The following is an 18,627-nucleotide window of genomic DNA, read 5'->3' as shown; positions in this document are numbered from 1 at the left end:
GTGGTCGGCATGGACCTCGGCCCAGTAGTCGGTAGCCCGGGGCAGGACCTTGTCGTCGAGGAACCGGTTGACCCGATCCTGCCAGTGCAGGGCCTTGTCGCTGTGCTTGAAATCCATGGTGGTCGTCCTTCCCGATATGCGAACGGCGCGATCCGCAGGGACCGCGCCGTTCTGACGTATAACTTTTGTCAGCAGACCACTAGCGTTTCAGCAGCGGAGCCAGCTTCTGGGCGATCATCATGTCGCCGGCGATCTTCAGCTTGCCCTGCATGAAGGCCATCATGGGATCCAGCTTGCCTTCCGACAGGCTCATGAAATCGTCCCAGGTCATGGAGACGGTGGCGTCGGCGGGCTTGTCGTCGTTGGTGACGGTGTTCGGGACGGCCGCGCCGTCGATGAAGATCTTGCCGACATCGCCGAGGTCGATCTTCACGGTCTTGCCCAGACCGGAGTTGTCGCCGACGGCGCCGCGGATGTGTTCGGTAACCTGAGCCAGATCGGCCATGGTTCGTCTCCCTGGGAACGGTGGAGCCGAAGCCCTATCGCTCCCCGCTTCGCCTCACAAGATCACGTCGGGGAAAGGAGGCGACGGGTCGCACACAGCCGATCGCAAACAATGCCTCCCGGCGGATTGCGTCGCGTCGCCGGCTCGGCTATCGAGCCTGCCTGCCGGAGACGTGGCCGAGTGGCTGAAGGCAACGGTTTGCTAAATCGTCATACCCTGTAAGGGGTATCGAGGGTTCGAATCCCTCCGTCTCCGCCATACACCCCCGATAGGTTGTCTCTCTCGTCCGCTCCTGCGGACAACCGTCGGAAGACGCCGACCAATTCCCGCTCAATCCGCTCTGAAGGCCGCGAGAGACGCCCGTCTCCGAGGCGCCATTCGGCGCATTCAGGGGATCAGTCTCTGCTTGGTCTCGCGGCAGTGGAGTTTGGACATTTCCCTGTTATCGCCGTTTTGCGCTTTTCTGGGTGACCGCCTGGATCGCCCTATTTCGCGTGTACGCCTGCGTTTGCGGGTCGCACTTCCCGAGGCTTCCGCGTGAAAACAGGGAAAATCGGGCGCTCGGAACAGGGATTTAACAGGGTGGGATCAGGGGCCGATCAGAGGGTGATCAGGAACCTAAATCAGCCGAACAGGCGCTGTTGTTCGATCCAGCAGGTTGGCATCCGCGCTTCCATCAGACGCGCCAACGACAGGCTCGGAGGCTGCCGACCTTCGAGGATGCGCTGCTGCAGATCGGGAGCAAGGAAGGCGAGCCGGACAAGCTTGCGCTCGTAGCTGTTCCGCAGTGGTCGTTCGCGGTGACAGACGACCGCACCGGCCGCACCTTCCCAACCGAGCGTCTTGGCCAACCGATGCGCTTGGCGCAGACCTCGAATGAGCACGGAATCAGGCCGATGCCGCGGGGCGGTTGAAGATCCGTCGGGATTTACAAGATCAATGCGGCCACCACGCATCTGGCAGCGCACTGCCAGTGTCATGACGGAGTGAGCCGGATTCAACGGGCTCGGCACAAGTCCAGATCGTGCACCGGCAGCGAGCCTGGTGGTCACGAACGAGACTTGCAGATGGTCCGGCAGGACGTCGATGCGGGTGACCGAGCTGAGCAGTTTTGCCCAAGCTGTCTGCTCGTCTTTCATCAGGCCCCGGACGGCGTGCTCGACGATATCGTGAAGCGTCTCGGCCTTCACCCGGCGAATGACGTCGCGATCGACGCCAGCGCCCCTGCCCTGCTGAAGCGGCGCCGAGACATAATAGCGGTAGACCTTGCCGCCTCGGCCGTAACCGAACGAGGGACTCATTCGATGACCATCGGCGTCGTAGAGCAGACTCTTCAATGGCAGATCAGCTGATCGAAGTGGTCGGTCGCTACGGGCAGCGGCATTCTCGGTCAGTCGGCGCTGGACCTGATCAAACACTTCCGGATCGACGATGGCCGGATGAGCGCCGCTGACAACGCCGGCGCGGTGGACGATCTCTCCGAGGTAGACGCGGTTCTTGAGCAAATGGAACAGAGCGCCCCGGTTGAACGGCACGCCACCGACGGTCTCATCTCGCCGGGTTTTTCGTTCTCGTGTGCGCCAACCCTGCTCTCCCAACCACTGCTCCAGTGCCGACACCGAGCCCAGGTCGAGATAGCGCTGGAAGATGCAGCGGACGCGTTCGGTCTCCACCGGATTGACCACCAGCGCGCGGGTGACCGGGTCCGTCGGAATGTCGTACCCCATCGGCGGCACCCCACCCATCCACATGCCCTTGGCCTTGGACTGGGCGATCTTGTCACGGATACGCTCGCCGGTAACCTCCCGCTCGAACTGGGCGAAGGACAGGAGGACGTTCAGGGTCAACCGTCCCATCGACGTGGTCGTGTTGAAGGCTTGGGTCACGGAGACGAACGACGCGCCGGCCGCGTCGAGGCGCTCAACGATACGCGCGAAGTCAGATAGGGCCCGGGTGAGCCGGTCGATCTTGTAGACCACGATGGTGTCGATCTTGCCTGCGTCGATGTCGGCCAGGAGTTGCTTCAATCCGGGTCGTTCGATGTTGCCGCCCGAGAACCCGCCATCGTCGTAGAGCGTCGGCACCAGCGACCAGCCCTCTGCGGCCTGGCTCTTGATGTAGGCCTCGCAAGCCTCTCGCTGCGCATGCAGGCTGTTGAACGCCTGGTCGAGCCCCTCCTCCGAGCTCTTACGGGTATAGATGGCGCAGCGGATCACCTTCACGATGGGACCTCCGTCCGCAGGCCAAAGAAGCGTGGCCCGTTCCATCGCGTGCCGGTGATGGCCCGGGCCACATGAGAGAGGCTGGCGTACCGCTCACCTGACCAACTGAGTTTTCCGTCGGCTTCGACGACCACTTCGTGGCGTACGCCCTGCCACTCGCGCGACAACCTGGTGCCTGGCCTAAGCGCTGACATGCCCGGCGATGACGCCGGTCGCCTGAGGCTTCGACGAAGGTCGACTGAAACTCCGCCAGCCTGGTCGGCTTGAATGCGGTAGGCCAACATCAAGGCCAACATCTCAGCTGACCTCAGTTTAGGTGGCTGACCGTAGCGATGTCGCCATGCCTCACGCAGTTCATCAAGAGAAAGGCTGGCAACTTCGCTGACTGGGAGTGTGTCTAGGTTGATGTCTTTGGTCATGGCTTGCCTAAGGCTGGCCGTGAGTGATTGCTCCAAGGCAGCGATAAGTCCACTCACTACTCCCAAAGAATTTTTGCAACCGAAGTTATCCACAAATCTACGGTGGCGCGGTCCGCTTTACGGATCGACGAATCGGACCTCAGCCGGCCACTCTTCTTTCGAACCGGGCACAACTGAAACCTCTTGAGCGGTCGCTTGGCCGAAGGAGAACGCCTGTGCCTAAGCTGCCAAACGATCGCATTCTAGCGATCGAATATCTGAGATCGGCGGAGCTGCGTCCCGATCCTAACAACCCTCGCACCCACTCGAAGAAACAGGTCGCGCAGATCGCCGCGAGCATGCGGGCGTTCGGGGTGGTGAACCCGATCCTGGTCGACGAGGACAAAGTCATCATCGCCGGCCACGGACGGCTCCAAGCGACCCGGTCGCTGGAGCACGAGTTCGTCCCTGTCATCCGGCTGACCGGCCTGTCGCAGGCGCAGCGGAAGGCGCTTCGGATCGCAGACAACAAGATCGCGACCAACTCCGGGTGGGACGCGGATCTACTCCGGCAGCAGGTCATCGAAATCCAGGCCCTGGAGATTGAGTTCGACGTGCAGGTGCTAGGCTTCGAGACCGCCGAGCTGGACCTGATGATGACGCCGGCGCCGGCCGCAGTCTCTGACGACGACAGCTGGCCCGAAACTGCAACGGTCGCACGCGCGCGGCTCGGGGATATCTGGGCATTGGGTCGCCACCGGATCGGATGTGGTGACTGCCGGGATGCGGAATTTCTACAGGCGGTCGTTGGAGTCGACACGAAGGTCGACGCCGCCTTCCTCGACCCGCCCTTCAACGTCAGCATTCAGAACCACGCCAACGTGCGTAAGTCGCACCGTGAGTTCGCCATGGCGTCGGGCGAGATGACCGACCCGGAGTTCATCCGCTTCCTGGAGACGACTTTGGGCGCCTGCGCCAACGCGTCCAAGGACGGAGCGGTGCACTTCGTCTGCATGGACTGGCGGCACATGGAGCACCTCATGCGTGCAGGCGAAGTGGTATACGACGATCTGCTGAACCTGTGCGTCTGGAACAAGTCCAATGCCGGGATGGGCTCGCTCTACCGCTCCAAGCACGAGTTGGTATTCGTCTATCGCGCCGGCTCGGCCCAGCACTACAACGCTGTCGAGCTCGGCCGGCATGGGCGCAACCGCACCAACGTCTGGGACTACAGCTCCGTCAACGTCGGAGGCTCGCGTCGCGGCGAGCTCAAATGGCATCCGACGGTGAAGCCGACGGCCATGGTAGCGGCGGCCATCCAGGACGTGACCAAACGCGGGGAGCTCGTGCTGGATGCCTTCCTTGGATCCGGGACGACCCTGATCGCGGCGGAGCGCGCGGGCCGTGCGTGCCGCGGGATCGAGATCGACCCCGCCTACGTCGACATCGCCATCGAGCGGTGGGAAGCGGTCACCGGGCTGGAAGCGGAACTCATCGACCGGGCTGCCGGCGTCGACCGCGACGCGGAGATTGCGGCATGAGCGACGACGATGATGCCGTCGGCTACTGCAAGCCGCCCAAAGGGTCGCAATGGAAGAAAGGGCAATCGGGTAATCTCAAGGGGCGCCCCAAGTTAGAGAAGGCCGAGCGGGCGCTCTCCAGCCGCCAGTTGATCCGTGACATCATCGAGGCTTTGGAGAAGCCTGTTACCGTGCGCACACCATCCGGTGCTGTGAAGATGACCGCGAGCCAGGCTTTGATCGCTCAGGCCACGCAAAAGGCATTAAGCGGCGATCGCATCAGCGCGCGCTTTCTGCTCAAGCAGTATGCCGCAGCCCTTGATGAACTCGAAAAAGATCGATCGCCAACGCTCATGTTCCGCGAGTTGGAGACATACGAACGCAAAGCGGCCTCCGGAGGCCTACCACCGGATGAGCTACGCCTTCTAGGAATCCTTCGAAAGCACAGTCGGACGATTGTGTGATGGTCGCCGCGCTCTCAGTGGAGTTCGGCTAGATTTCCGGGATTGCGGTCAATCGCGGGAGCAGATCGGCCGGTGCCACTCCGAGCGCCCTGCACCAGGCCAAGAACTCCAGAACGCTGAGATTCCGCTCCAGCGACTCCACTTTCCCGACGAACGAGGGTGGTTTTCGAAGCTTTGCCGCCAGATCGCGTTGGGTCATTCCGGCCGAGGTACGGGCGGCGATCAGCGCGTCGATGACGTGGTGGTGCGTCGAAGATGACACCCAAGCGGGCATAGTGGGGTCCGCTCCGGAAGGACCCTTACGCTATGGCGCACAACGTCTATGCTCCCATCGTAGGAGCAACGACGGAGGTTTCGGGTGTCATTCATTGCTGTGGCGGCGGCGGTCGTCGCCCTCGCTGGTTCGGGTCAGGTCGACACCGACTACTCGGCAGCTCGGAACCGACCTTGGCGTGTCGGTGATGAGCGAGAGCTGATGGCCGGCAGCTATACTCGCCTGTTCGATGAGATCGAGGGATGGCGCATATGGCGGAGCGAAAGCCGTTACGGCCTCTACTGTACGTTGGTCAAACCTGCCCGAGGCGTGGCCCACCCCAAGCCATTTGGAGGAGGCGCTTTCTTCGATGGCTTCCCCGCGATCCGGATCTACTCCGATACGCTGCGCGACGGGGACACACATCTGCGCTGGAACCTGCTCGATCTGTGGCCCGACCCCGCTACGCAGGAATATCGAGAGGTCGGCGCCCGCTTTTATACGTCTCGGCCGGATCTCTTGGCCGATGGTCCCGAATGGCAAGACCTACTGTCCCGTGACGGCCAAGCGATCGAGGTTCACGTCATAAGCTGGCGATATCCCTCGATCGATGAAGGCCGTTCAGAATCTACCGGCATAATCAGTTTGACGGGCTTGAACCTAGCTTTGGCGAAAATGGCAGAGTGCCGAGACTCCTAGGTCGCCTGTGCCCCAGAAGCGGAAATCGACGAACAGCCGATTTCCGAACATTAACGACAGGCGAAACGGCTACCGTTTCCTCGATGGATGCGGACGACCGCAACCGCGTCCCAACCACGTCCACCACCACCTCTGGCACCACATCAGCTTGAGGCGAAACGCAGTTCCGCGTGGACTATGCGATGGCAGTTGGCGCACAGGCACTGGAGGTCCTCAAGAACCGTCAGGTGACCATTGAGCATCCCGCTTACAAACGTCCGTCGGTGGTGAACCTCAATGCAGGCTTCTCCCACCTCGCCTCCAAACCGCTCTATTGGATCGAGTTCGCACCGTTCGCAGAACAGCCGGCCGTGCTCGCGCACGAAGGCACTCTTCTTCGCCTTGGCCAGCCCGGCTGCTCGCTCCCGCCGCAGATGGGTGACTCGCTTCGGCTCGCCCTCGCACCGTTCGCGATCTTCAGCGGTGACAGGCAGAACGTCAGTCGACACGGCCTGACCTTGCGGCACCAGGACATGTCCAAAAGCAGCGAGCCGGCGCGCGATCTCGTTCTCGGAAAACTCGCCCAAGACGTCCTCCCCCAACTCTTCGCCCCGGGTCTGATGCACGGCGAAATTCAGCACCGACGCCGGATCAAGCCTGCGTCCGTCCTCGGTGACGAGATCGAAGGCGCGCGTCGAGGGCGGGGTCGCTCCAGATGACGCCGCCATTTGCTGCACCGCCATCCAGACCTCGTGGGCGGGGATTGCGTCGAGATCTAGCGTCGATCGGCTTCCCGCGAGTCGCCGACGCTCGGTCTTGCGAACGCCGAGGACACCGACGAGGTCAGTCCCCTCCCCCAGACCTGAGACCGCGATACGCACCCTCTTGACCCGGCTGCCTCCGGGCTTGGCCCCCTGCCGTCGTCCGAATACTTGGGCGCGAGACGTGATGAGGGTGAACCAGTCCGCCGGGTCAGTCCCGCGATCGTCAGAGCCGAACATCTGACGCTCGGCTCGAGGGAGGTGAACTGTCCGGGAGGTCTCCAGCCACGCACCAGAAATTGAGAGCCCGTAATCGACGAGCCGGCCGAACAGGAGGCGCATCGCCGGACCATAGTCGAGGTTGGTGGCCGTTCCCTTGTCGCGCGTCCCTCCGCGGCTATGGAAGACGAACTCTGACCCTTCGATGTCTAGGTGCGCGTCCATGACGCTCCCGTCGTTCGCGACCACCTGATAGGTCATGACACGTCCCGGATGGTCATTCGGCGTCGGGCGCGAACCCGAATAGCTCTTCGAAGCACCCGGCAAATATTGGGTTGGAAGTCGCGGCGAGACGCCTTTGCTGATCTAGATGGAGAGTGCTCCAGCGCGGCAACGGCGTCTGTGCGAGGAAACGACGGTAGAACCGGTAATAGCCGTGCTTGAGCTGGGGCGCACAGGCCTCCGCCGTGATCCTCATTAGACCTGCGTTCAAAACCCGCTGGAGGATCGTCGTCGGCCATTCGCAGCTCCAAACTACGTAGAGCGAATGGGCGGGAATGGACGTCGTCGCGTCCAGGAAGGCTTTTGGTCGCTGGCAGAGCTCCGGGACGATCAGCTTCGGCGACACCATCCACTGAGGTCCGATCGCGTCGATCGTCCGCCACCATGCGCCGTCCGGCCGCACGCAGGATCGCGACGACAGTGCGGCGCGGTGCTGCTCCGCCCACCGGGCGAACCCTGGCCAGTCCTGTAGATCGATCGGTTTGCCGCGGACGTCATACGGACAGGCGACCATTAGACCTGAGGATCGGGGTTTGGGGCCGGCCAGATCCCCTCGCGCCAGATAGGGGCGAAGAATCTCCGGCTCAACGCCGGCCGAAGCGGTTTCATCGAGGATGTAAGTCCGTCCGCATCCGAGGGCCGGGCCGACCCGGATCACGCACCCCGCGCCCTCGATCGTTCCATGGCGACCGACGAGTTCCGCGTGGATCTCACGCTGGTCGCGCCGCGCCACGCCGCCGGAGGGGCGCCGCTTCACAGGCCAGAAGCCGACGATGGCGGAATAAGCTCCCACGTCGCGGATGAAAGGCGCCGAAGGGCGTTCTTCCAGCACGTTCAACGCCCAGCCGCGAGCAGCTATCTCCTCGACGAAGGCGGCCCCGTACTGGGCGAACATCCAGCGATCACTGACGAGGGCCACGACCGACCCGTGACCGTCGGCCCAGTCGAGCATCCGGTCGATGAACGCGACCGCGAGATCGCCGCGCGTGGCGGTCTGGCGCAGCGCGAGCCGATATGCCGAGGCGAGGGATTTCGGCAGCTTCGACCATCGCACATACGGCGGATTGGCGACGACATGGCTCGCCTGACCGACCTCGGCAAGGAGGAAATCAGCCTTCCTCACCCACCGCGTCGACAGCATCTTCGCGTCACTGGCGGTCAGACCCGCGGATCTCAAAGCGCGTTCGATAGTCTCCCGAGTAGCCGTGGCGGTCTCAGCATGAATTTCGAAACTGACGATCCTGTCCGCGAGGCTGTCCAAGGTGAGTAGGCGATCATGGGTCCGGAACGACTGAAGCAGCCGATCCACAGCCTCGGTCAGGATCGCTCCCTCGCCTACACAAGGCTCTAGAAGCCGCCCGTTGCTAAGATCGCTTCCCGCGGTCCAGCCAGCCATATCGAGAAGCTTCGCCGCCGTGGCTGTCGCCGTGTAGACGGCGCAACGGTCGTGTAGCTCTTGAATGGCTCGTGCTGCGTTCATTCGGATCGCCAGTGGCGTAGGTTGTGTGCGAAGCTATATTGCCTCGATTGTCCCGGCGAGACACGTCGTGAGCAAGGCTCGGGGTCCCATTGGCAAAATTCAGCGTAGACACCAAGCTGTTCCGCGAGCTGGGCGAACTTCTCGTCGGACGAGAGAGCACGGCCTTGGTCGAGCTCGTGAAGAACGCGTACGATGCCGATGCACGCCTCGTGACCGTGCTTGGTACGGACCTTTCCAAGCTCGTCGATGCGCCAACGGAGCCAGACGAGGGCAGCGGCGAAAAGGATCAGGATGTCGGTGGGGGCACGATCGTTATCGCTGATGACGGCATCGGAATGACCTTGCCGATCTTCGAACGCGGTTTCCTGACGATCGCTGGAAGGACCAAGGTCGAAGGCGACACGCGTTCGGCCTTGTTCGCGCGAAGGTTCACCGGCGAGAAAGGTGTCGGCCGTCTCGCGGCCCACAAGCTCGCGGCCAAGCTCGACGTCATTTCTTGGCGGTGGGACGGCTCGGAGTACGTCGCCGGCCAGCCTCTCAAGGCCGATGGGGGCGTGAAGGGCGGGATCGACTGGGACCTCGTCGAAGACCTACAAACGCTCGATGACGTCGAAGGCGCCACGGAAGCGCTGAGCACCTCTAAACTGACCGGCTTCGGGCAGGCCGGCACACGCCTTACGCTCACGCGAACTCGGCGGGCGTGGTCGCGAGCCGACCTTGAGGACTTCTTCAACGACGTCGCGACCCTCGTCCCTGCTGAAGCGCTCGTGGAACCGCTTCCGAAGACCGTGGTAGACAAGCCTCTGGTGTTCGCCACGCCTTTCGTCAGAGACGCAGGGGCGAACGATCCCGGGCTAAGGATCCAGTACGCGGGCGACTTCGCCTTGCCTGCCATGGACGTGCCCGCAGCGGCTGAAGCCGCCGCTTGGGTCATAGAGGTCGTCTGTGATCCATCAAAAGGTCAGGTTACGATCGCGGTCGAGCCGACGAAGGCGGGCCGCCGGATCCCGAAGTTCAGGGACGCCGAGGGTTGGTCCGCGACTTACGAGATCAGCGACACGGAAAACGCCGTCGCGTTCTCGGCCCGGATCTTTGAGAAGGAAAACGAGAAGTGGCCAAGGGCGTTTCGCGGCATCCGGGTCTATCAGGAGGGGTTTCGCGTACCGCCTTACGGCGACGCGCAGGATGACTGGCTTGGTCTCGACAGCGACTACCGAAGCCGAGGAAGGGGCGAGCTCGGGCGCCTGAAGCGCTTTTCCCAGTGGGAGGTCCCTCCGGGCGACGAGGGCGAGGGGCTCACGGTCAAGGGCAACGAGCACTATTTCGGCGGCGTGTTCCTGACGCGGAATGGCGCGAGCCAGCTGAAGATGCTGGTCAGCCGCGAGGGATTCCTGCCGGGGCCGAGCTGGTCCTTCATGCAGGACACATTGCGCTGGGCGATCGGCATCCAAGTGCGCCAGAGGCGTCTTGCCAGCCACGAGATGGTTGGGCAGCAGAAGGCCGAGTCACGACGGCGCCGCGAGATGCATATCCCGGTCGAGGAACGAGGGCAGCCTGCATCGGTACAATCGAAGGCGCTGCACGACGAGGCCGCGACGATCGTTCGTGAGGTCAAGGCCCTTACGTCGTCGGGAGACGTAGCCGCGGCCGGTGTGCGTCTCGATCGCCTGCAGGACGTCGTCAGCCAGGCGGCCGAGTTGTCGGCTGAAGGCGTTTCGGAAGCGGTCATGTTCCGGATCCTGGCCTCTATTGGACTAGAACAGGCAGCGTTCGTTCACGAGATCTTGGGGCTCGGGACGACGGCCGAAGCCGTAGCGGCCGGGCTGGAACGTCTTGGTTCCACCGTCCCCGGCGAACAAGGAGTGCGTATTCGCGCCTTGGCCGTGGAAGCGAAGGAGCTGCGCGAGCGCCTCCGCCGGAATGGCATCTATCTCGCCGACATGACCGGCGTCGAAGCTCGCAAACGTCGCTCAAGGGTCAACCTGAGTCAGCGGTTCGATACCACCGCTGACTTCTACCGCCACTCGGCTGACCAACGCTCGGTGGCGATCATCAATGATCTGCCACAGAAACTCCGGTCTCCGCCCGTGTTTCCTGCCGAAGTCTCGGCTCTCTTTTCCAATCTGCTGAGCAACGCGATCAAGTTCGCGGGGACCGGCGGCAAGGTGCGCGCCTCCGGGTCCGACGCGGGCGACGAGGTCGTCGTTGTCATAGAGAACACTGGACAGTCTGTACCAATCGACAAAAGCGAATCCTGGTTCGAGCCCTTCCGGTCTACGACGGCGGAAGTCGATGCGGTTCTGGGTCAGGGGATGGGGTTGGGTTTGACGGTCTCGCGCAGCTTGATGGACGAGTACGGAGGCGTGATCCGTTTCACGACGCCCTCGGATGGGTACGCCACGGCCCTTGAGCTGAGGTGGCCGAAACGATGAGCCGAGTATGGATCATAGACGACGACCTTTCGCTGCAGGCGGCAGAAGCGCTCGTAGGCAACGGGCACGATTTGACCGTGACCGAGCCGTCAGATGAGGCCTTTCTCGATGCGCTTGCCGAAGACTGGGACCTGATCCTAGTCGATGAGGAGCTGTGGGAGGCCGAGAAAAGGACGCCTCCGCACGCGGTAGACGGTGCCAGCCTTGTGATGACGATGCGGGCTTGGGCGAGACGCGTGAAGCGCCGGTTGCCCAGCATGGCGATCCTGACCAATGCACCTGGCGTCTTCGCGGACGAGGTCCCAGCCGTCGGCGCCTGGCGGCCGGTGGCCGCGAGCTTCATCGATCACGAGCCTCAAATGGGACGCACGCTCGATGTGGAATGGCTCTTCTACAAGAGTGATCCGGAGCTGAAAGCCAAGGTTGAGGATCTGGCCAGCGCCTACGAGCGCGCCTACCAAGAGTTTGGGGAAGGCGGCACCAGTTTCGTTGAAGTCAAAACCTACCTCGGCCTGAATGATCGTGCCGAATGGATTGCGTTGGCCGAAGACGCCATTCGGGAGGCGCGTCCCCCCGTCACCGAGGATGCGGCGAACCAGCCGACGCCGCAACGCGGGCCGGTCACGATTATCGTCTGGCTGCTCCAGCGCGCGCTTGCTTTCCCCGGCCTGTTCGTTTCCGACAATCACGCCGCCGCATTCCTCGGAATCAAGGCCGAGGCGCTGGACATGGCGATTGAGGCCACGCCGGCCTTGGCAGCCTGCAGATACACAGGGCCGCTTTCACAACTCGTCACTCGCCGCTGGTGGACTCCGGCACTCGACGCGCTTGCAGCGGCTTCAAGCAGCTCAGAAATCCCGGCGTGGTGCGAAGGACTGAGACCGGAGGATCTGCTGACCGTCGATGATCCTGTCGTGACCTACGACATAACCTTGGCCGAGGTCGGCATCACCTCCGCCGCGGACGCCGTGCGGGTCAACCCGCGAGGCTGGCCTGCCGAATGCCTTCAACCCTGGATGTCCCGCGCGACGATCAATGAAGGACCGCGCTGGCTGAAGGAAATGGTCGATCCCGATGACCGTGGCGGCGGTGCTGCTTGACCTTCTACCTGACGGTCTCTGCGGAGACGGAAGTTCGCACCTTGGCGACGTTGGTGGAGAACGCGAAATCCTGCCTCGACCCGTCATCGATCGCCGCCTTCGACTACAGCAAGCGAACCTTGATCGCCATGGCGAAGCCACCCACGGGGCGCTGGCTCGATCAGGACCCGAATGTATTTAAGTTCGGTCTGAAGGCCCCGCTGAAGACGAAGATTTCGAGAGAGTACAAGGGCGATCGCAATGATGCCGCCGCTCTCTATGCCGAAGTCGGATTCGAGTGGAAGATTCGCAGGGTGCCAGCTGAGGAAGGCCGGTTCGAAGTGCATGGCGGCGGCGTAAACGTCGAGTACCTGCAGCCGGACGGTCAGGGATTGAAGGAGTTCCACTACGACGTCTGCCGGGGCGGAGTGGATGAGCACGGCGGGGCCGCGCACCACCCGTTCGCCCACTTTCAGTACAGCCAAGCGTTTTCCGATCTGCCCCGATTGCCGAGCCTCATATTCACGCCGACCGACATCCTTGAGCAGGTGCTTCTGGATCTTTGGCCAAGGAGCTGGCCTGCGACATCACAAAAGCTAGGGATCAAGGCCGCGCTGCACCGGCACTATCAGGGACAGAAGAGTCGGCTTGAAGCGTCTGCGACATGCTTCGTGGCCTCGGCGAAAGCGGCAAGACTCCCTCTGCGCGGCATGCAGGACAAGCTCGCCGCGAACCTCGCACTCTGATGCGCGCCGTCAGTCTGTTCAGTGGCATCGGTGGCTTCGAGCTGGGTCTGATGGGCACAGCCGAGTTCGCGCTGATGAACGAGATCGATCCCGCAGCCCAGGCTGTCCTCGATTTTCGATATCCGACAGTGCCGAGGGTGGACGACGTCGGCCTAGTGCGTCCGGAGGATCTCCGACAGGCGGCGCTGCTGGTTGCCGGCTTCCCCTGTCAGGATGTTTCGATCGTCGGAGGTCAGCGCGGCCTCGGCGGCGAGAAAAGCGGGCTGGTTCGACACATGTTTCGGCTGGCCGAAGCCGTACGTCCTGATCGGCTATTGCTTGAGAACGTTCAGTCGATCCGGTTCGTGCACGGCGGTCGGGTGCTAGCGTATGTGATGCACGAAGCCGAGCGCCTCGGCTATCGCTGGGCGTACAGGATACTGGACTCGCGCGCATTTGGCCTGCCCCAGCGTCGGCGCCGCTTCTATTTTCTCGCATCCAGGGTCGACGATCCTCGCGAGGTCTTGCTGAGCGACCACGGGCCCATGCCAGCCTCCCCACCCCTGTCTCAAGACTTTCCGATCGGCTTTTACTGGACCGAGGGGCGGTTCGGGCATGGTCTAACCTCGGACGCTCTGCCGCCCATCAAGTCAGGCTCGGCAATTGGCATCCCGTCTCCGCCGGCTGTATTGATGCCTTCGGGCGAGGTGCGATTACCCACGATCGAGACCGCTGAGCGCATCCAAGGCTTCCCTGTGGGTTGGTCAAAAGCTGCTCCGGCTCGCCAAAGGTGGCGACTGGTAGGGAACGCTGTATCGCCTCCCGTGCTTGAGTGGCTCGGGGGCCGGTTAAAGAATCCGGGCCCATTCTCTGCGCCGGGATTCGATATGCCCAACCGCACGCCTTGGCCGATCGCGGCTTGGGGCGACGGCAAGGGGCGGCGTCAGGCCGTGATGCTTTCGGAAGCGCCTAGCGATGCGCGGCTCGGGCGACTATCCGAGGGCTGCTTCGAATGGGCACCGATCTCATCTCGGGCACTGCGGGGGTTTGTCGATCGCGCGACGGACAGCAGGCTGTCTTACCTCGCTGGTTTCCTTGACTCACTTCGGACAGCCCTCAAAAGCCAAGATCTCGCTTGAGGTTCGAGCGAGCGCTCAAGAGCTAACGCTCACAGGGTCAGCGAGAGTCTGAATCGGACCTCATCGGAACTCCTCCAGCGGCAGCGGTTCGCCGACGTCCCGGCGGCGGCGATAGTCGGCGTGACCTCCCGACCCAAGGGTGAACGCTCCAGACGGCCATCAGGCAGTTCCTGCAGAGCGCCGGCGCAGCAACGGACTGACGCCGCCGTTTGCAAGGGTGGAGCATCGAGCCGCGCTGGCTCCAAGCGGCCATCCTTATCGATCAGGCGGCTAGGGGCGCCTGCGATAAGGCCTTCGCGGCAAGGTCATCGCCGCCAAGGCTGTGGCGAGTTTTGGCTCGCGCATGACCTTGGCGGGAAAATCGTCGAACAGGGTGAAGCCGCTCCGGTCATTCACCGTGAGCGTCGCCATAGGCGGTGGCGGACCGCGATTGTCGAGCATCAGGTCGAAGATGACGCCGCAGACGATGAAGCGCCGGAAGCGGCGATCCAGTTCTGAGTAAAGGTGCGGATAGGCACCCATGTTCATGATCTCAGGGCCGTCCAGCCGATAGGCGTTGAGCGAAACGAGAAGCGGTGGATCGAACGGCTCGTCATAGAACAGCAGACGTTCGATGCGCCGGGCGTAGACCCCCAGGGCGCGTTGCGGAGCCAAGTCGCTGCGAGACGCCGCATAGCGCCAGACGACTGAGGCGGCAAACGCGACCAAACGACCGGGCTCGGGGTTGGACACGTCGATCACCAGTTGACCGGCATCGATCTCCCGCTTGATCGTCTTGCAAAGTTTCACGGCATAGGCGTCGAACACCCCGAGGCGAGCTTCATGACGTTCGCAAAGCAGTCGGGTATCGACGGCGCCGGACTGGCATTCGACCCAACCCGTGTCGCCGCGGCGATTCATCACCAGACTGCGACCGGGCCGCTTCATCGCATGGATCAACGCCCTTGGAATGATGTGCGAGCGAACAGTCGTCTCGTCACCGCAGATTAGACACGGCATTGGCATCAACCCTGCAGAACGAAACCCGATTGCGACTGCGCCTCCACGGCGCCCGTGGAGGCGGATGAGCGCGAAAAAGTCTACAGGATCGCCTTGTTCGTCACCCTGATAATGATCCTCCGGCGGCGCTCCCGTTGCGGCATCCATCGCCTCGCGAAGCGTCGTCTCCGCAGCATGCCGAGTGTGAGAAAAGCCAACGTCGACATTGCGATATCGTCGCCGCTGATTTTGGGCAAAGACCAAATGACCGAAATCATTGTCTGTCCGGTCTCGCAAGATCATTCCAAGAATGAGTCCGCAGTCCTGCTCGTACAGCTAGCTCCTCTGCAGCGACGCGGGCCATGGGCGCGCGGGCGTAACCGGCGAAGGCGTCGAAGCGAACGACTGAGATCGAGATCACGGCAGCCTCAACACGAGTTCGAATTCCTCGATGGGAGGGGGTGAGATGTGCTCGTCTAGCAAAACTGATGATCGTCTTACACGCCGGGGGCGGGTTTACGCCGGCCATATTTGCGACCTAGCACCCGATAGGCCGCCGAGTTCGCCTATGTCGCCGGCCGTAGCGCACATCGCGCGTGATCCGAGGACCCTGCCGAATGCGCAAGCCCGAAAGTCCGGGGTCGTGGCGTTCGTTTTTCGCGATCTGTCACAGCCGGCTGCGCCTGATGCCCCGCCGGCACCTGTCGCGGCGGAGCCGACTGGGAACGCTGCCATCGTGGTGGATGGCATTGTCGAGCGCGCTCCCGGTGCCTAGCCGCTGGGGCGTGGGTCAAACTAAGTGCGGCTCACAACACCGCGTTCCAACTAACTAGGCGGCCGGTCCGGGACGGCAGGGGCGGTCTGCTCGATGCCGAGGACGTTGTTGGTGGCGTTTGTGAACATCCTGCTGCCGGCCGCACTTCCGAGGGCGAACAGAAAGATCATCAGGGAGATGATCACCACGGCGGCGGGGATGCCCCATCCTTCGGCGTGCACCTTGATCTTCCAAAGCTCGACGATGACGACATGCGTCGGCTTCACCGGCGAGGGTGTGGGGACGGACTGCTTTTTGAAGAGGTTCATCGGACGCACGTCTCCATTGAAAGGAACACCGTGCGGAAGAGGGGTTATAGGGGGGCGGACTCGCGAAGTTGGCAAGTGAAATCGGAAGCTTCCCAACAGACGTGAATCGCGAGCATCCATTCAAGCCTAATTTCTGATCATTTTCCGATTGCGAGTCATCACCTTATGGGCCGCAAACAATTTAGCTTTCTGACGAAAATAAAGTTTGAGCACGTCTTGGGAGTCTAAGCCTGTCAGGTGCTGAAGCAGCCCAATCCTGTCCGTTTTTCGGCTTTCGGATCGTATGACGCGGAGCTAATCGCTAGAGTTAGTGATGTTGACCGGGAGCGTCAGGTCGTTGCTCTCGATCCGGTTGACCTTGACGCCATGTCGCGGTGGCGACGGACCAGCCCGAATTGTCAGCGAGGACGCGGGAGCGAGCCGAAACAAATACCGGCCCGATTACTGCCCGTGTCAGAATTCGTCTTGAGGGTTGGGCATCTCAACCGAGGTGACGTGTCGCACAGACGCTCCCTCGAACTGAGGTTTGCGCCTAAGCGGCATTTCACGAAGCGCATCGGGCGGCAGCAGCCGACTTGACCGTGTAGCCCCGTCTAGGCCTTCAGAGTCGTCATCGAGTCCGCGATGCTCGCTAGGTATTCCGCCGGGATGCGTACATCGACAACGACGACCTCGCCTCGATCCACCGCGGCGATCGCGGCAGCGAAAACCCCAAGCAAATCGGCTGCTTGGTCCACCGGACCAAAGGTGGTCGCGCCCTGAGCTGAGGCAAGTTGGACGATGCTGATCTCAGGATCGTCCAACCTCTGGCCGATCCAGCGGTTCTCATGGGGGCGGCCACGCATACGGGCCACGCGCTCCTGATGAACCTCGTCGTTGAAGAACGATTTGTTGTTGAGGATGATCATGAGCAGCGGGATGCGGTAGTGAGTGGCAGTCCATATGGCGTTGCAGCCCATGATGAAGTCGCCATCGCCGGTCACGGCGATGGGTAGGCGACCGCTACCGCGCAGCGCCAAGGCCGCGCCAATGGCCACGCCTGGGCCCGCGCCGATGCCAGCTCCGCCCTCTCCGCCGATAAAATCCAGAGGGTGGCGGAATGGCCAGAATCCCCCGTCCCACGAAATCGGGAGGTGCAGCAGGCTCACATCCCGGTCTTCGCAAGCTTGCCACAGCGCGCTTGCAACCTTCGCGACGTCGGCTTTCCCGGCGAGCGGCGTCTGCGCTGGTTCGCTCAAAACGTAGCCCGCCGTAGCGGCAAGTTCGGCTGTGGCCGCCAGCGCCAGAGCCGTCAAGTCAGGATCAGCGGCGACAAACATGTCGACGGCCGCGAGCGCCTGGTGGTCCGTGCTCCAGCCGTTGTGAACGTGGTGGTCCAACGTGATCTGCACGACCTGCTGGGCCCGTGTCTGATCACCCCAAGCGGTCTTCAACGTCCCTTCCAAGTCGACCCAGTCGAAGCTGACCAGCAAATCAGCCTCTCGGATCAAGCGCCCCCCTTCGGTCGAAGGGAAGGTGCTCGGCGGGATGGCGTGAAGCGGGTGATCGGTCGGGAAGGTAGCGCCGACCTTAATGTCAGTCATGACCTTGGCGCCGAAGCGCTCCGCGACTGCTACTCGCGCCGCCCAGGCTTTGGGGTCACGAGACCCACGCCCGAACAAAATCAGGGGGCGTTGCGCGTCGGACAGTAAGGTCTCCAGCCGTTCGACCTCTGCTTGGCCAGGAGAATATGTCATCTGCGGCATGTAGCGGTCGGGATCGGCCGGCGGGACCGGCGCGGCGAGCCTTCCCTCCTGCATCTCCACGTCGAGGTTGATGTACACGGGTGCGCACGGCGCTGATCGAGCCAACCAGAAACCCCGCCAGACCGCTTCTCTAGCCGCCAGGGGCGATGCCGGTTGATCGTCCCATTTGACATATGGACGAACGAGGGCCCCCTGGTCTCGGGCGGTATGGATCCAGTCAATCCACGGACGGCGTTTAGCAGCATCGATGGGACCGGTGGCCCCGATAATCAGCATGGGCATGCGGTCGCACCATGCGTTGAAGATCGCCATAGTCGCGTGCATCAACCCAACATTGGAGTGAAGCGCGACAGCCAGCGGGACACCCGTCACCTTGGCGTAGCCGTGAGCCAAAGCGACCGCGTGCTCTTCATGCAAACAGACCAGCATCTGCGGATCCCGATTGCCGAGGTAGTTTACCAGGCTGTCGTGCAGGCCTCGAAAGCTCGCGCCTGGCGTTAGTGCGATGAATGGGACACCTGTCGCGCGGATCGCATCGGCCACTACATCGCTGCCAAATGCCTGCTCCGCACCCGGATTGACCGGGAGTTCCAGCTCTTCAGTAGCATTGCCGGTGTTCTGCATGATCTGGATCCGTAGAAGCTGGTAGCCCCGATGTCTGGGC

Annotated in this window: 16 protein-coding genes and 1 tRNA gene; 8 read left to right on the top strand and 9 right to left on the bottom strand. The window is 62.5% G+C overall.

Annotated elements, in window-relative coordinates; genetic code table 11:
- Nucleotides 1-199 precede the first annotated feature (199 nt).
- A complete protein-coding gene (locus Q0044_RS15080; RefSeq protein ID WP_298163284.1) occupies nucleotides 200-505 on the bottom strand; it encodes an SCP2 sterol-binding domain-containing protein in 306 nt (101 codons plus the stop codon).
- 166 nt (nucleotides 506-671) lie between these two features.
- Here Q0044_RS15080 and Q0044_RS15075 point away from each other — a divergent pair.
- A tRNA-Ser gene (locus tag Q0044_RS15075) sits at nucleotides 672-763 on the top strand.
- A 365-nt stretch (nucleotides 764-1,128) separates the two neighbouring features.
- Here the strand turns inward: Q0044_RS15075 and Q0044_RS15070 are convergent.
- Both Q0044_RS15070 and Q0044_RS15065 read right to left on the bottom strand, forming a co-directional pair.
- On the bottom strand, nucleotides 1,129-2,727 hold the full coding sequence (locus tag Q0044_RS15070; RefSeq protein ID WP_298163283.1) for a recombinase family protein: 1,599 nt from the start codon (nucleotides 2,725-2,727) through the stop codon (nucleotides 1,129-1,131).
- Entirely contained in the window at nucleotides 2,724-3,146 is a 423-nt protein-coding gene (locus Q0044_RS15065) for a DUF2924 domain-containing protein (RefSeq protein ID WP_298163282.1), read from the bottom strand. Before Q0044_RS15065 ends, Q0044_RS15070 begins: the two co-directional genes overlap by 4 nt.
- 215 nt (nucleotides 3,147-3,361) lie before the next feature.
- On the opposite strand from Q0044_RS15065, the gene Q0044_RS15060 reads away from it, so the two are divergent.
- The gene (locus Q0044_RS15060; protein ID WP_298163281.1) at nucleotides 3,362-4,666 is read left to right on the top strand and encodes a site-specific DNA-methyltransferase; all 1,305 of its coding nucleotides are present in this window, start codon (nucleotides 3,362-3,364) and stop codon (nucleotides 4,664-4,666) included.
- Nucleotides 4,663-5,109, top strand: a complete 447-nt coding sequence (locus Q0044_RS15055) for a DUF5681 domain-containing protein (protein ID WP_298163280.1) — start codon at nucleotides 4,663-4,665, stop codon at nucleotides 5,107-5,109. The genes Q0044_RS15060 and Q0044_RS15055 overlap by 4 nt, the downstream gene beginning before the upstream one ends.
- Before the next feature lie 28 nt (nucleotides 5,110-5,137).
- Here Q0044_RS15055 and Q0044_RS16980 read toward each other — a convergent pair whose 3' ends face one another.
- Nucleotides 5,138-5,383: a helix-turn-helix domain-containing protein gene (locus Q0044_RS16980; RefSeq protein WP_366941131.1), complete on the bottom strand. Its 246-nt coding sequence runs from the start codon at nucleotides 5,381-5,383 to the stop codon at nucleotides 5,138-5,140.
- Between the two features lie 84 nt (nucleotides 5,384-5,467).
- On the opposite strand from Q0044_RS16980, the gene Q0044_RS15050 reads away from it, so the two are divergent.
- On the top strand, nucleotides 5,468-6,061 hold the full coding sequence (locus tag Q0044_RS15050; RefSeq protein ID WP_298163279.1) for a hypothetical protein: 594 nt from the start codon (nucleotides 5,468-5,470) through the stop codon (nucleotides 6,059-6,061).
- A gap of 143 nt (nucleotides 6,062-6,204) precedes the next feature.
- Here Q0044_RS15050 and Q0044_RS15045 read toward each other — a convergent pair whose 3' ends face one another.
- Both Q0044_RS15045 and Q0044_RS15040 read right to left on the bottom strand, forming a co-directional pair.
- On the bottom strand, nucleotides 6,205-7,281 hold the full coding sequence (locus tag Q0044_RS15045) for an HNH endonuclease (protein ID WP_298163278.1): 1,077 nt from the start codon (nucleotides 7,279-7,281) through the stop codon (nucleotides 6,205-6,207).
- Between the two features lie 16 nt (nucleotides 7,282-7,297).
- Complete coding sequence (locus Q0044_RS15040) at nucleotides 7,298-8,563, bottom strand: Eco57I restriction-modification methylase domain-containing protein (protein ID WP_298163277.1); 1,266 nt, start codon at nucleotides 8,561-8,563, stop codon at nucleotides 7,298-7,300.
- 308 nt (nucleotides 8,564-8,871) lie between these two features.
- Here Q0044_RS15040 and Q0044_RS15035 point away from each other — a divergent pair, with 308 nt between their 5' ends.
- Genes Q0044_RS15035 through Q0044_RS15020 form a run of 4 tightly spaced genes read left to right on the top strand, consistent with a single transcriptional unit; the run spans nucleotide 8,872 to nucleotide 14,157 of the window.
- On the top strand, nucleotides 8,872-11,214 hold the full coding sequence (locus tag Q0044_RS15035; RefSeq protein WP_298163276.1) for a sensor histidine kinase: 2,343 nt from the start codon (nucleotides 8,872-8,874) through the stop codon (nucleotides 11,212-11,214).
- Entirely contained in the window at nucleotides 11,199-12,314 is a 1,116-nt protein-coding gene (locus tag Q0044_RS15030) for a response regulator transcription factor (protein WP_298163275.1), read from the top strand. The genes Q0044_RS15035 and Q0044_RS15030 overlap by 16 nt, the downstream gene beginning before the upstream one ends.
- On the top strand, nucleotides 12,311-13,039 hold the full coding sequence (locus tag Q0044_RS15025) for a hypothetical protein (protein ID WP_298163274.1): 729 nt from the start codon (nucleotides 12,311-12,313) through the stop codon (nucleotides 13,037-13,039). The genes Q0044_RS15030 and Q0044_RS15025 overlap by 4 nt, the downstream gene beginning before the upstream one ends.
- Complete coding sequence (locus Q0044_RS15020) at nucleotides 13,039-14,157, top strand: DNA cytosine methyltransferase (RefSeq protein ID WP_298163273.1); 1,119 nt, start codon at nucleotides 13,039-13,041, stop codon at nucleotides 14,155-14,157. The genes Q0044_RS15025 and Q0044_RS15020 overlap by 1 nt, the downstream gene beginning before the upstream one ends.
- A gap of 270 nt (nucleotides 14,158-14,427) precedes the next feature.
- Here Q0044_RS15020 and Q0044_RS15015 read toward each other — a convergent pair whose 3' ends face one another.
- The 3 genes from Q0044_RS15015 to Q0044_RS15005 all read right to left on the bottom strand — a co-directional run bounded on the left by Q0044_RS15015 (nucleotide 14,428) and on the right by Q0044_RS15005 (nucleotide 18,587).
- On the bottom strand, nucleotides 14,428-15,438 hold the full coding sequence (locus tag Q0044_RS15015; RefSeq protein WP_298163272.1) for a hypothetical protein: 1,011 nt from the start codon (nucleotides 15,436-15,438) through the stop codon (nucleotides 14,428-14,430).
- 522 nt (nucleotides 15,439-15,960) lie between these two features.
- Nucleotides 15,961-16,218: a hypothetical protein gene (locus Q0044_RS15010; RefSeq protein ID WP_298163271.1), complete on the bottom strand. Its 258-nt coding sequence runs from the start codon at nucleotides 16,216-16,218 to the stop codon at nucleotides 15,961-15,963.
- Nucleotides 16,219-16,811: 593 nt separating this feature from the next.
- A complete protein-coding gene (locus tag Q0044_RS15005) occupies nucleotides 16,812-18,587 on the bottom strand; it encodes a thiamine pyrophosphate-binding protein (RefSeq protein ID WP_298163270.1) in 1,776 nt (591 codons plus the stop codon).
- Nucleotides 18,588-18,627 lie beyond the last annotated feature (40 nt).

This window comes from Brevundimonas sp. (genome assembly GCF_027484365.1).
Classification (GTDB): domain Bacteria; phylum Pseudomonadota; class Alphaproteobacteria; order Caulobacterales; family Caulobacteraceae; genus Brevundimonas.
The sequence above is the reverse complement of the archived record's forward strand: the minus strand, read 5'-3'. Positions and strand labels throughout refer to the sequence as shown.